The sequence below is a fragment of the Psychrobacillus sp. NPDC058041 genome, assembly GCF_042885655.1.
Classification (GTDB): Bacteria; Bacillota; Bacilli; order Bacillales_A; family Planococcaceae; genus Psychrobacillus.
Genome location: NZ_JBHVRO010000007.1, coordinates 59,957 through 74,096 on the forward strand (window position 1 = coordinate 59,957; position 14,140 = coordinate 74,096).

12 protein-coding genes and 1 riboswitch are annotated in these 14,140 nt (G+C 35.2%); of the genes, 11 read left to right on the forward strand and 1 reads right to left on the reverse strand.

Annotation, left to right across the window (positions count from 1 at the left end; all coding sequences use genetic code 11):
* Positions 1 to 68 precede the first annotated feature (68 nt).
* From ACFVR1_RS12390 to ACFVR1_RS12410, 5 genes are all read left to right on the forward strand, one after another.
* Positions 69 to 992: a phosphate/phosphite/phosphonate ABC transporter substrate-binding protein gene (locus tag ACFVR1_RS12390; protein ID WP_387584401.1), complete on the forward strand. Its 924-nt coding sequence runs from the start codon at positions 69 to 71 to the stop codon at positions 990 to 992.
* Between the two features lie 102 nt (positions 993 to 1,094).
* Positions 1,095 to 1,865: a phosphonate ABC transporter ATP-binding protein gene (gene phnC / locus ACFVR1_RS12395; RefSeq protein ID WP_387584402.1), complete on the forward strand. Its 771-nt coding sequence runs from the start codon at positions 1,095 to 1,097 to the stop codon at positions 1,863 to 1,865.
* On the forward strand, positions 1,862 to 2,656 hold the full coding sequence (phnE, locus tag ACFVR1_RS12400; protein WP_387584404.1) for a phosphonate ABC transporter, permease protein PhnE: 795 nt from the start codon (positions 1,862 to 1,864) through the stop codon (positions 2,654 to 2,656). Before phnC ends, phnE (ACFVR1_RS12400) begins: the two co-directional genes overlap by 4 nt.
* On the forward strand, positions 2,653 to 3,447 hold the full coding sequence (phnE, locus tag ACFVR1_RS12405; RefSeq protein WP_387584405.1) for a phosphonate ABC transporter, permease protein PhnE: 795 nt from the start codon (positions 2,653 to 2,655) through the stop codon (positions 3,445 to 3,447). The genes phnE (ACFVR1_RS12400) and phnE (ACFVR1_RS12405) overlap by 4 nt, the downstream gene beginning before the upstream one ends.
* 632 nt (positions 3,448 to 4,079) lie before the next feature.
* Entirely contained in the window at positions 4,080 to 5,789 is a 1,710-nt protein-coding gene (locus ACFVR1_RS12410) for a methyl-accepting chemotaxis protein (protein ID WP_387584407.1), read from the forward strand.
* 898 nt (positions 5,790 to 6,687) lie between these two features.
* Here ACFVR1_RS12410 and ACFVR1_RS12415 read toward each other — a convergent pair.
* Complete coding sequence (locus ACFVR1_RS12415; protein WP_387584408.1) at positions 6,688 to 8,088, reverse strand: purine-cytosine permease family protein; 1,401 nt, start codon at positions 8,086 to 8,088, stop codon at positions 6,688 to 6,690.
* Positions 8,089 to 8,418: 330 nt separating this feature from the next.
* Positions 8,419 to 8,602, forward strand: a riboswitch (Lysine riboswitch).
* Between the two features lie 130 nt (positions 8,603 to 8,732).
* Here ACFVR1_RS12415 and ACFVR1_RS12420 point away from each other — a divergent pair.
* From ACFVR1_RS12420 to ACFVR1_RS12445, 6 genes are all read left to right on the forward strand, one after another.
* Positions 8,733 to 9,584, forward strand: a complete 852-nt coding sequence (locus ACFVR1_RS12420; protein WP_387584409.1) for a transporter substrate-binding domain-containing protein — start codon at positions 8,733 to 8,735, stop codon at positions 9,582 to 9,584.
* 62 nt (positions 9,585 to 9,646) lie between these two features.
* A complete protein-coding gene (locus ACFVR1_RS12425) occupies positions 9,647 to 10,405 on the forward strand; it encodes an amino acid ABC transporter permease (protein WP_387584411.1) in 759 nt (252 codons plus the stop codon).
* A 22-nt stretch (positions 10,406 to 10,427) separates the two neighbouring features.
* On the forward strand, positions 10,428 to 11,162 hold the full coding sequence (locus ACFVR1_RS12430; protein ID WP_387584412.1) for an amino acid ABC transporter ATP-binding protein: 735 nt from the start codon (positions 10,428 to 10,430) through the stop codon (positions 11,160 to 11,162).
* 434 nt (positions 11,163 to 11,596) lie between these two features.
* A complete protein-coding gene (locus ACFVR1_RS12435; RefSeq protein WP_387584413.1) occupies positions 11,597 to 12,400 on the forward strand; it encodes an alpha/beta fold hydrolase in 804 nt (267 codons plus the stop codon).
* A 31-nt stretch (positions 12,401 to 12,431) separates the two neighbouring features.
* The gene (locus ACFVR1_RS12440) at positions 12,432 to 13,424 is read left to right on the forward strand and encodes a sensor domain-containing diguanylate cyclase (RefSeq protein ID WP_387584414.1); all 993 of its coding nucleotides are present in this window, start codon (positions 12,432 to 12,434) and stop codon (positions 13,422 to 13,424) included.
* 123 nt (positions 13,425 to 13,547) lie between these two features.
* Positions 13,548 to 14,090 carry a copper resistance CopC family protein gene (locus ACFVR1_RS12445; RefSeq protein WP_387584415.1) on the forward strand — a complete coding sequence of 181 codons (543 nt, stop codon included), beginning with the start codon at positions 13,548 to 13,550 and terminating at the stop codon, positions 14,088 to 14,090.
* Positions 14,091 to 14,140 lie beyond the last annotated feature (50 nt).

Here is a 14,140-nt window from a genome sequence, read left to right on the forward strand (position 1 = left end):
ATTTGTTTACAAAGTTTTTGTGATATAATTTATTTTGCAAAACAATTACAACTTTGGAGGCTTTATAAATGATTAAAAAATTATCATTGCTTGTTTTATCATTCGCTTTAATCGCGGGTATTTTAGCTGGTTGTGGATCTTCCGACAAAGATGGAAAAACAGCTTCTGGTTATGAACCAAAAGAGCTAACAGTTCAGTTTGTTCCATCCCAAAATGCTAGTACGCTTGAAGCAAAAGCGAAACCACTTGAAAAATTATTATCAGATCAATTAGGAATTCCAGTAAAAGTTAGTGTTTCTACTAATTATAATACGATTATTGAAGCAATGGCTTCTAAAAAGGTAGATGTTGGATTTTTACCACCAACAGCTTATGTATTAGCTAAAGAAAAAAATGCAGCAGAAGTAATACTTCAAGCACAACGTTTTGGTGTAAATGACGATGGTACACCGTCTTCAGATTTAGTAGACTTTTATAAATCGTTATTTATCGTTAAAAAAGATTCTAATATCAATAGTGTGAAAGATTTAAAAGGGAAGAAAATTGCATTCCAAGACGTTACTTCTTCTGCTGGTTATGTATGGCCTGCAGCAATGTTAATGGATAATGGTATTGATCCTATTAAGGACGTACAAGGTATCACGTTAAAAGGACATGACCAAGCAGTTCTTGCTGTTCTAAATGGTGATGTAGACGCAGCAGTAGTATTCCAAGATGCTCGTAATATAGTAAAAGGTGACTATCCTACTGTATTTGAAGATACTAAAGTTATCCAATACACAGAAAATATTCCGAATGATACGATTACAGTACGTACAGATATGAGTCCAGAATGGAAAACAAAAATTCAAGAAGCTTTTATTAAAATTGGTGAGAGCGAAGAAGGACATGCAATCGTTCGTGATATTTACTCACATGAAGGTTATACAAAGTCAGACGATAGTAAATTTGATATCGTTCGTGAGTATGGTAAGAAAGTGAAAACGGAATAGAATAAAAGTCTTAAATGAATAAAATTGCCCAACCATTCTGACACTAGCGGAATGGTTGCGTTTTTTTTTCAAATTTTATAATGGAAGAAAGTTGGTTGTGACGTGATTGAGTTTAAAAATGTTACAAAGGTTTACCAGAATGGAACAAAAGGTCTAGATGATATTAACTTAACCATTCATAAAGGTGAATTTATTGTCATTGTAGGGTTGTCAGGTGCAGGTAAATCTACGCTGCTTCGATCAATCAATCGCCTACATGAAATATCAGACGGTGAAATTTTAATAAATGGAAAATCTATCACAGCTGCAAAGGGAACTGAACTACGTAGAATAAGAAGAGACATAGGAATGATTTTCCAAAGCTTTAACCTTGTAAAACGTTCTTCTGTATTAAAAAATGTTCTTTCTGGTAGAGTCGGTTATCATTCGACTTTAAGAACAGTTCTTGGTCTTTTTCCAAAACAGGACATCCAACTTGCTATGAAGGCGTTAGAACGAGTAAATATTCTTGAAAAGTGCTATTCACGGGCAGATGAACTTTCTGGTGGTCAACAGCAGCGTGTATCTATTGCCAGAGCTTTAGCGCAAGAGGCACAAATTATTCTTGCTGATGAGCCTGTAGCTTCTTTAGATCCTTTAACTACTAAACAGGTAATGGATGACTTAAAACGAATCAATGAAGAGGATGGAATTACTACAATAGTGAATTTACATTTCATTGATTTAGCAAGAGAATACGCAACTAGAATTATCGGTTTAAGAGCTGGAAAAGTTGTTTTTGATGGTCCCGTCGAAGAGGCCACAGATGAAATGTTCTCTGAAATTTATGGTCGTGCAATTAATAAAGACGAGCTACTGGGTGAGCAATCATGACGAATGAAAAAAGTAGTAAAACTATTCCGAGACCTCCAGCAAAAACAAAACATATATTTACTGCTGTATTTGTTATATTAGTTATCTGGTTGAGTGGAGTAAGAACAGAAACGTCTCTATCGGAGTTATGGACAGGTATTCCAAATATGTGGGACTTATTAAAACAAATGTTTCCGCCTAATTTAAGTTATATTGATAACATTACGCCGGCTATGCTTGAAACAATTAGAATGGCAGTTTTGGGAACTACTTTTGGTTCTATTATTGCTATCCCAATTGCTTTACTGTGCGCTAGTAACATTGTAAAAGCTACCGTTTGGAATTACCCTGTACGCTTTATCCTAAACTTAATCCGTACAGTACCAGATTTATTGTTGGCAGCTATTTTTGTTGCAATCTTTGGATTAGGTCCACTTCCTGGTATTTTAGCTTTGTCTATATTCTCTATTGGTTTAGTTGCAAAGCTTACGTATGAAGCAATTGAATCTATTGATCCAGGGCCATTAGAAGCAATGACAGCTGTTGGTGCAAACAAGATACAGTGGATATTCTTCGGTGTTATCCCACAAATTTTAGCGCATTACACATCATATGTTTTATACACTTTTGAAGTAAATGTTAGGGCAGCTGCTGTTCTAGGACTTGTGGGAGCAGGAGGAATAGGCCTTTATTATGATCGAACACTAGGGTTTCTTGAGTATGATAAAACTTCGACAATTATTATATATACTCTTGTTGTGGTTTTATTTATAGACTATATTAGTATGAAATTACGGGAGAAGTTAATATGACAGAGAAATTAACTAAACCGAAGAAGAAGCATTTTCAAAGATACGTTATCATAGTTTTGTTGATCCTTTTATATGTTTGGGCGTTTTCAGGTATGCCATTGAATGGTTTTAAAGAAACTGCTGGTCAAATTTCAAAATCTATTTTCAATGGAATTTTTCATCCAGATTGGGATTACGTATATCTTCCTGAAGGCGAGGATCTTCTACGAGGTTTATTAGACACGTTGATGATAGCTATTTTAGGAACATTTATTTCTTGTTTTTTATGTGTTCCATTTGCCTTTTGGGCAGCAAGTAATATGAGTAAGGGAAAAGCTACATCTAGCGTAGGTAAGTTTGTTCTTAGCTTCGTGCGTACTTTTCCAGAGATAGTAATGGCTATATTGTTTATAAAAGCAGTAGGACCTGGTTCTTTTGCAGGGGTATTAGCTTTAGGATTGCACTCAATTGGGATGCTAGGTAAACTATTCTCCGAAGAAATTGAAAACCTTGACATGGGACCTTCTGAAGCCTTACTTACGACGGGAGCTAACCGCTTCCAGATTCTATGGTTTGCGGTTTTACCGCAAGTATTACCTGGTTTCTTATCATACACACTTTACCGTTTTGAAATTAATGTTCGTTCTGCAGCTATTTTAGGTATTATTGGAGCGGGTGGTATAGGTACACCGTTAATCTTTGCACTCAGTTCCCGTGATTGGAGCCGAGTGGGTATTATTTTGTTAGGTATCATTGTAATGGTTACTCTAATAGATATTATTTCTGGATATTTCAGAAAGAAGATTATTTAATAAGTAATCGAATCAATTTCATAATTCAAATCCACCCGTTGATTTCCGTTACAGACGGACACGTTCCGCGGGCGAGGCCGAGCCTCCTCGTCGCTTCGCTCCTGCTGGGTCTCGACTTTCTCGCTCTTCCCGCTGGAGTCGCCGCCATTAACTCCAATTAACAAAATCCAGTAAAAACAATATATAACAGTATTTAATTTTTACTTGGTTTGAATGTTCGGTATTTTGATCAAAATAGCTATTTATGAAATTGAAACATTCGATATTGTATTTAAAAATGAATATTTGGGATATACGAAAGATCTCTCTTTTAGCACGTAGAGTGCTAAAGGGGGATTTTTTATTTTTTGGCTCTGTTAAACGAAAATTCGTTAAAGACGAAAACTTGCTCGCATTTCACCGACGAACTGCCAAGCTCCAGGCAATACGATGTGGGTCATCTAGGCGCCAGCTCGGGAAGAGTTATTTTTTGCGGGCAAAAAGTCTTCTCAAAATTCAAACGAATAAGCATCCAATAGATTTATGTTACACTATAAAAGTATGTAATTTGAACTATCAAAAAAAGGAATTTAATTAGGGGTAAGGGCATATAAGTGTAGCCGACTTATGTTTAAATGAAAGGGGTAAGATCATTGAAATTGCAAAATGTCAGCATAGCAAGAAAGTTATTTATTTTAATATTTACTTCTATTATCATTTTTTGTTTAATCGGAGGAACTGGTTTTTACTTTATGGATAAGATGAGTAAGAACTCAACTGAAATGTATGATGAATCTGTTCTTCCTATAAAATGGCAAGCACAAATACGTATAAATAATCGAGCTGTAGACGGTACGGCATTAGAAATGCTACTAACATCTAATAAAAAAATTAAGGATCAATTAAACGAAGATATCGTTTCGTATATGAATGATAATGAGGAATTAATAAAGAAGCTTGAAAATAGCGGTTTATCAAAACCGGCAATGGAAAAAGTTAGCCAATATAAAATTGAGAATGAAAAATACATAGATGAATTAACACAAACAGTGAATTTTGCGATAAGAGGAAATAATACACTAGGTTATGTTAAATATCAGCAAGATGTACAACCATCTCGTGAAAAACTTAATACAATTATGAGTGACCTAGGAAATTATTTAGAGAATCAAGCGGAAGAATTAAATACAAACTCTATAAAGAGTAGCAATACGAGTAAAATAATAATCATTGTAATTATTATACTAGCACTAGTTTTAAAAACTGGACTTGGTACTCTAATTGTACGAATGATCGTAAATCCACTAAAAAGTATCCAAGAACTAATGGTTCAAGCGGAGGAAGGCGATTTAACGGTCGAAGGAAAGTATCGTTCAAAAGATGAGATTGGAGTATTAACCACTTCATTTAACAGTATGATGTCTAGATTAAGAGAGCTAATGAGACAGGTAAATGGTACTTCAGAACAAGTGGCGGCATCGTCTGAAGAATTGACAGCTAGTGCTGAAGAATCAACGAAGGCAAGTGAAGAAGTTGCCTCCACTATACAAGAGGTGGCAGCTGGGGCAGAGCTTCAAGTAAAAAATACAATGGAGAGTACAAAAGTAGTTGAAGAAATGGCTATTAGTATTCATCAAATAGCCTCTAATGCAAAAAATATTTCCTCGAATGCGGTCGAAACTTCCCAAAAAGCAATGGATGGGAATAAAGCAATCCATTCAACTATTGAACAGATGGGTTCGATAAATGCTACGGTTTCTGAGTTATCACTTATAGTAAAAGGATTAGGAGATCGCTCTCAAGATATAGGTAATATAGTAGAAGAAATTACAAGTATAGCAACTCAAACAAATCTCTTAGCTTTAAATGCTGCAATTGAGTCTGCAAGAGCAGGAGAATCTGGAAAGGGTTTTGCTGTTGTAGCAGACGAGGTACGGAAATTAGCCGAGCAATCTGCTAATTCGGCAAATAATATTTCAGAGCTAATAACATTGATACAGCTTGAAACAAAAATTGCGGTTCAATCAATGGATAAAACAACGAATGAGGTTGCTGGAGGAATAGACATTGTCAATAAAGCTGGGGAATCATTCGAACAAATACGCACTTCTGTAGATGAGGTGGCAAAGCAATTACAAGATGTATCTAATAGTGCTCAACAGTTATCAATCGGTTCAGATCAAGTGCTTCAAACGGAGAAACTATTAGCTGAAATAGCAGATGAAGCTGCGTCAGGAACACAAAATGTAGCAGCATCTATTGAAGAACAACTGGCATCTATGCAGGAAATTTCTGCATCAGCCGAATCGTTAGCTAATATGGCTAGCAGTTTACAAGAACAGATAAGTAGATTTAAAGTATAAACAGTGAAATATATGCAAGTTATTATTATATTTGGTTTTTTTGGCGATTTCATCACGTGTGAAATCGTCTTTTTTTAATAGATAAGAAAGCATATGGATTATTGTCCTGCGAAACCAGTGTTCATCGTACTTTAAAGAATTAAATAATACCGTGGATTTCCGTTTTAGGTGGACGCGTTCCGCGGGGGGAGCGATGAGCCATCACCGCCGATACGCGTTCGTTGTGATGGCTCATCTGTCTCCCGACTGGAGTCACCACCTTTCACTACAATCCAGTAAGTGAGTAGTACCTAACATGAAGCATTAGCATAGTTAAATTGAGAAATGGTTGCTTTCTTCAAGGATTTTGTTGCTTTCAGTGTAGAATCTCTTCGTCCACTTTTAAAAGAGTAGGAAAGCATTTTTTCTCTAATTATCCAAACCAAACGCATCATGTCCTCACAAATTCCAAGAGGGCGACGGACAAACATCCGCTACAAGATTACAGAAAAAAATTGGCTCTTGAAGTGACGCAGTCACTTCAAGAGCCAAATTACTACGGTAATAGTGTAGCTAATGTTTCTTCCAAAGCACTCTAGAATTAGTGAAGATCAGATGCACTTAAATGGCGCTTGCATTTTTCTTATGAATGAAGATAACACAATAACTCTTGTTACTTTTAATCGAATAGACGTTAGAAGAATAAATATTGGGGGATGATGTTTTGAGGGAATTAGTAGTGTAAAACCAATCATGTGATCAGCATACTATAAACACAACCTCGAGAAAGAAGCGTGAAAACAGTGTGAAAACGAATTATGTGCCTGAGATTAAAGCAACATGGAAGTAAGTAAATAGAATGAATGGTAAGCTGATCGATTGGTTAGTAACTGAAAAGAGAGAACAAAATGTTTATATATTATGCAATATAGTCATCCTTAGGAATGTCGTTAGGGAGACTTTTACTATAATATTTTCCTTTTGTAGATACTGCTATAATCACAGTGAGTATAGCTGCTAGAATTGCTGCGAAGAATGCAGCGGTACTTTGTAAAAATGATCCCATATAACCTAATGCAGCTATCGTACCTAAACAGCTTGAAATAAGTAAAGATATAACTCCAACGGGATTCCATTTATATAAATATTCTTGTCGGGACTCATAATAGCCAGGCCCGATTTTTAATAGTTTTTTTACAATCATAGCATCACTAACTATTATAGCTGCCCAAGCAAGTAAAAAGACTCCTTGGAATGTCATAGCTGTATCTAAATGATCAACGATACCACCGAGCATTAAAGCCATCGCACATACTCCTGTGACAACAACCCAAAATCGTCTGCCTGGTGTAAATTTGAAGATGTTCTCGAAGAAATTAGAAAGTGATAAGGAACTGCTATATATATTTGTAACATTTATTCTTAGTTGGGTTAGCATAGTGAATAACGCGCCACCAATACCGAGGAGCAGCACGATGTAAACACCTGGATTTGGTTCTCCCAAACGAACACCAAACCATATGCCAAGACCACCCATAACCCCAAAACAGAAGATTTGTGGGATAAATCCTATAGCCACCGATCCTATTTTAATATCTTTAGGTTTAAGGAATCGGGCATAATCTGATGAAAGAAGGGCTGTGAGTCCCATTATTCCATGCTGCATTCCTATACAAAGTAGTAAAGCTTGTCCTCCTATTTGAACTCCTTCAGGCATATACGTCCAAAAAGCTCCTTCATAAACGGAGGGAGTGTGGAATGATATTATTATAGTGATCGTTAAAAAAATAGCTAAAATTGGTAAAGACCACTTTTGTAGTTTATCGAGTTGTTTAATTCCAAACCAATTCAATGGAATAACAATTGATCCGAAGAAGATGATTAGTGCCCATTTTGGTAGGGCGGGGAAGAAGGTGTGAACTGCAGAAACTAAAATCAGGCCTTCAAATGCACAATACATGATGAAGTTTGTTGCATAAATGAAAGAGGTTAACGATGCGCCTATGTAACCGAAACCTCCACCTCTAGAAAATAGATTGACGTTCATACCGGATTTTGCTGAAATATAAGCAATGAAAGTTCCAAGTATACCCGCAACGATTATCGCATATATGGAGGATATGATGGCATTTATGGCTCCAAATTGAAGTGCCATAACGCTTCCCATTTGAAAATAAAAAATTGCCGTTGCGATACCAAAAGTGATATTGGTAATACTAAACCAACCCATCTTCCTTTGTTCTCGTGGCACTCTATCTAATGAATAATCATCTTTCATTTCTTCTGACACTTTGTGATCTGCGACTTGGACAGATCCCATAATATCAACTCCTTTTTTTGTATGATAACATGAAAAACCTCACTTCCATTTATTGTGTATAAATTCGTTTATCACTTCATTCGTTTTCTATTGTATCAGTAATACCAAGGGTTTATCAAACTTAGTGATTCCTGACCTGATGATTACTGGCTATTAAATTTACTCATCCAATAGTGATTTGGGACTTTAAAAAATAGAATAAGAGGGATTGTAGCTATTCTTAGTACATATTTCTCAATGCAGAAATATTGTTTTCTCTTATAGACTAATTGACAGATAGAGTTTGTTATTGTAGACTATGGACAATAATTAAATACAACCTCACTTAATTTGTGGGGTAGAGGCGCGATATTTAACAGTCCTTAGTGGAGTTTGAGAAGCCATGATTCTAGGGAGAAGGAAATGTCGCCGAAGTTTGTAATAAATCTCTGTATTACTTGCTGGGTCTGTAGTGAATAACTGCAGGACTGTCCATTATAATCATCCCGGTTTATAATGGTGTGCTATCTCATTTGGGAAAAGTAGAGGATTTAGGGCAACTATGCATATTGCGACCTGAGTTCATCTCAGGTCTTTTTTTGTATAGATTGTCCTTTTTTCATATCCAAACACATAAACTAAATTTAAAAAGGGGAGAAACAATGATGAAAAAGAAGTTATCAATATTTATTGGGCTATTCCTTACGACAATGTTGTTATTGGCAGGGTGTGGAACAAGCTCAAAGAGTAATGGTTCAGGTTCTTCTAATGGTACAAAAGAAAAAGATACATTTACGATAGGATTAGAGGCTGGATATCCACCTTTCAACTGGACACAAATGGATGATTCTAACGGCGGAGTTAAGCTAGACGGCAATGCAGAATACGCAGGTGGATACGATGTAGAGATTGCTAAAAAGATTGCCGATGGATTAGGAAAAAAATTAGTAATTGTAAAGACAGAGTGGGATGGTCTTGTTCCAGCTTTAACTTCTGGAAAAATTGATGCGATTATGGCTGGGATGTCACCTACAAAAGAACGTAAAAAAACAATTGATTTCTCAAATAACTACTATACATCTAATTTTGTTATGGTAGTAAAAAAAGGCGGTCCTTACGAAGGAGCAACATCTATACAAGATTTTAAAGGTGCTAAAGTAACTGGCCAGTTAAATACATCACATTATGGTGTAATTGATCAAATTAATGGAGTCAAAAAACAAACAGCTATGGATAATTTCCCAGCAATGAGAGTGGCATTAGAATCAGGAAAAATTGATGGTTATGTATCAGAGCGACCAGAAGGAATTAGTGCTTCTTCAGCTAATGAAAACTTTGCGATGATAGAATTTACAGATGGATTTAAAGCACCGGAAGAAGAAACAGCGGTTGCGGTTGGTCTCAGAAAAGATAGTGATTTAACAGATAAAATCAATGAAATATTAGCAAAAATATCAGATCAAGACCGACAAGAAATTATGGATAATGCAATAAAAAATCAACCAGCTGCAGAATAATGATGAGGATAACCGGCTGCAACTTCTAAGCAGTCGGTTTTCATGTTTAAAGGAGGAATATGATGAGTTTCGAGTGGGTAGTTTCAATTGTTACCAATAACTGGCCGATGTTCCTTCGAGGAGCAGGATATACTCTATTAATATCTATCATTGGTACTATAATAGGAGCAGTTATCGGCTTATTGGCTGGTGTAGTACGTACAATTCCTTTGCCTGAAAGAACAGCCAAAAAAATTATATTAAAAATAGTGAATATTATTCTATCTATATATATAGAGTTTTTCCGTGGAACACCAATGATTGTGCAAGCGATGGTCATTTACTATGGATCTATGCTAGCATTTAATATTGATATGAACCCTATTATGGCAGCGGTATTTATTGTATCTATTAATACAGGGGCATATATGGCTGAAATCGTTCGTGGCGGCGTGATATCTATTGAAAAGGGTCAATTTGAAGCAGCGCAAGCAATTGGTATGAATCATATACAAACGATGCTTCACGTTGTATTACCACAAGTGATTCGCAATATCTTACCTGCGACTGGAAATCAATTTATTATTAATATTAAAGATACGTCCGTTCTAAATGTAATTAGTGTATCGGAGTTATTCTTCCAAACGAAATCAATTGCGGGAAATAACTTCCGTTACTTTGAATCCTTTTTTGTAGCTTGTATTTTGTATTTCGTCATGACGTATACAGTTACACTAATCCTACGTTATTTTGAAAGAAGGCTAGATGGTCCTGCGAATTACAGCATGATTGGACAGCCGGCACAAGTCACACAACCAATAAATAATGCAGGAAATCAGTAAACAAAGGAGTTTTTATTATATTATGGAAAAGGTAATTGCAATTGAGCATTTAAGTAAATCCTTTGGGACCCATGAAGTATTAAAAGACATTGATTTTTCGGTTAGTAAAGGAGAAGTTGTATGTATTATCGGTTCTTCAGGATCTGGTAAATCTACTCTTCTTCGTTGCGTTAATCTTTTGGAAAAACCAAGTGGTGGTCAAATTATTTATAATGGAGAAAATATTTTAGATAACAAGCATGATATTCATGCATATCGGACTAAGCTTGGAATGGTTTTCCAACAGTTTAATTTATTTAATAATCATAATGTCTTAAACAATTGCGTTGTTGGACAAGTGAAAGTTCTGAAGCGATCGAAAGAAGAGGCTGAAAAAACAGCGATGAAATATTTGGAAGTCGTTGGTATGTCTCAATATGTAAATGCTAAACCAAGCCAGTTATCAGGTGGTCAAAAGCAACGTGTTGCAATTGCAAGAGCATTATCGATGGAACCAGATGTAATGTTGTTTGATGAACCAACTTCCGCGCTTGATCCTGAAATGGTTGGAGAAGTTCTAAAAGTCATGAAAGAACTAGCTGGAACAGGGCTTACAATGTTAATCGTAACGCATGAAATGGAATTTGCAAAAGAAGTATCAGATCGAGTAGTATTTATGGATAAAGGGGTTATTGCGGAAGAAGGCACTCCAGAACAAATATTTAATAATCCTAACCAAGAACGAACGAAAGAATTTTTAAAACGAACACTAAAGTAGTTGTATAAATAATTCAAATTTATAGGATGATTTTAGTGATAATACTTGATATTTATTGAGCTTCCCTTCAACATGAAGAGGAAGCTTTATTTATTTTCTATTTTAACTAATTGAGTTAATTTCATAAATAGCATTTATTTAAACACGGATAATATTTATTTTATTGATTGGAGCGGCAGGCGGCGACTCCAGCGGGATGAGTGAGACAGATGAGACATCGCAAACGACGCGAATGCGGCGGCGATGGCTCATCGCTCACCCCGCGGAAAGCGTCCGCCAATAGCGGAAATCATGCTAATTTATAAAGATTATTTTATACATATTCTCATATTTCACTTTAATATTGTTCATGTTTATGGTCATAATTATTAATTATGAAATTGATTCAATAGGCACATGTTTAAATAATAATTATTTCTTAAGGAGTTTTATAAATGACCAACGTTTTAGAAAGAAATAATGTAAAGGTATTAGGAGAGGGAGAAAAAACGATTATATTCGGACATGGGTTTGGTTGTAGTCAAAGCATGTGGCGATTTATAGTTCCTTTTTTTGAAGAAAAGTATCGTATCGTATTGTTCGACTATGTTGGATCTGGAAAATCTGATTTGAAAGAATATGACCCAGAAAAATACAATACTCTTTATGGATATTCTTCCGATTTAGTTGAGATTATAGAGGAGTTACAACTTAATAGTATAATATTTATAGGACATTCCGTAAGTTCCATGATTGGAATGCTAGCATCGATTCAATACCCAACCTATTTTGATAAGTTAATAATGATTGGACCATCGCCTCGCTATTTAAATGAAGGAGATAGTTATTTTGGGGGATTTAATAAAAGCGATGTAACAGAATTATTAGATATGATGGAGATGAATTTTGGAGGATGGGCAAGCTTCATGTCCTTAGTAGCGATGAATAATCCAGAAAAGCCAAAGCTAGCGGAAGAACTTGAAAAAAGTTTTCATGCAGTTGATGCAGAGATTACAAGACAGTTTGCAGAAGTGACTTTTTTATCTGATCATCGAAGAGATTTAGCGAAAACTACTGTACCTATACTTATTTTACAATGTTCGGACGACAGTATCGTTCCAATAGAGGTTGGGGAGTATTTGCATAGGCATTTGAAAAATAGTACGCTTCGGTTAATGACGGCAAAAGGTCATTATCCGCATTTAAGCCATCCGGAGGAAACAGCTCTTATAATAAATGAATATCTTATGTTATCTTAAAAGAATCTTATGCTTTAAAAGGATGAGCGAAATGGATAAGAGATTAAAAGAAGCTCCTTGTGGGTATGTTTCTATAACAAAGCAAGGCATGATAATTGAAATGAATCAAAACTTATTAGAAACGGTCGGGTACGCACAGGAAGATTTAATGCATACTCATATAGAGGACATTATGTCTATTACTAATAAGCTTCTATTTCATACATACTTTTACCCATTCATTCAATTGAATGGACATGTGGAAGAGATGTATTTAAGCCTTAAAGATAGTAAAGGACAAGATGTTCCTGTTTTATTAAATGCTAAAAGCTTTATACGCGATGGAATGGAAGTCATAGATTGTGTGTTCATGCAAATGGGAAAACGAATTGATTATGAACAAGAAATTCGTTTTGCCAAAAAGCAAATGGAAGAAGCACTTCGTGAAAAGAATAATGCGCTTATTAAGTTAGAACAGCTTCATATGGAAGTAGAACAAAAGCAAAAACAATTGATTCAGTTAAATGCCAAATTAGAGAAACATGCTATAACTGATTCACTTACGGGATTAAAAAATAGACGATTCTTTCTTGAAAAGCTAAAAGAACAAATGGATCTATTTGAAAGAACTAATTGTTCTTTTTCTTTATTAATTGTTGATATCGATTTCTTTAAAAAAGTGAATGACACATGGGGACATCAAGTTGGCGATAGTGTGTTAGTAAAGGTAGCAGAAATCATGGAATCACTAGTTGAAGATGAAAAAGATGAAATGGTTGCTAGATATGGCGGAGAGGAATTTGTTTTATTATTACCGCAAACGAACAAAAAAGAGGCGAAAGAAAAAGCTGAGAAACTTAGGAATGCAGTTCAAAATGCGGAATGGGAAATTAGCAAAATAACAATTAGTATAGGAGTTACTACATCTATTTTGGGTGATTCTGACACTACGATTATAGCTAAAGCTGACCGAGCACTATATATTTCAAAAGAAAAAGGTAGAAATCGGATGACTTATTTAGAAGAGATGTTACAAGAGGAATAGTTTAATGGAAAAATGAGGAGACTGAAAAGAGTCTCTTCATTTTTTCGTATTTAGAGGTACTTCATACTTTTATCACAAAGAGTAGTTATAATAAGATAGTGAATTTAATTTAGGAGGATTTTTATGAAAAAGATAATTATTATTGCATTTGTTTTTATGTTTACATTTGCGAATAGTGCTTTTGCACATACAGGTTTAGAGAATTCCAATCCTGCAAATGGAGAAGTAGTGACGAAAGAACTGAAGGAAATTACGTTAACATTTGAAGGTAAATTAGAAAAAAGCAGCACATTTGACTTAAAAAATTCAACTGGCGAAAAAATTCCTGTAGACGATATTACAATAAATGAAGAAAAACTGACCGGTACTATATCTACTACTCTACCTAACGGAAGTTATGAAATAGACTGGAACATTGTTGGAGCAGACGGACATCAGATCGAAGGGAATGTACCTTTTACCTTAGAGGTTCCCACGTCTTCTGAAACACCAGTGGAAGGTGAAAAAGTAGAAGAAGCAAATACAACTCCAGCACCAGCTGCTACTCCAACAACAGTAGAACAGAAAGAAGAAGTTAAATCATCTTCCAATGTAATTCCTTTTGTTGTTATTGGATTAATTGTAATCATTGGTGGAGTTTTCTTCTTGTTACGTAGAAAGAAATAATATAGATTCATGATTACAATTAGTGAAATTTTAGTATATCTTTGTTTTTC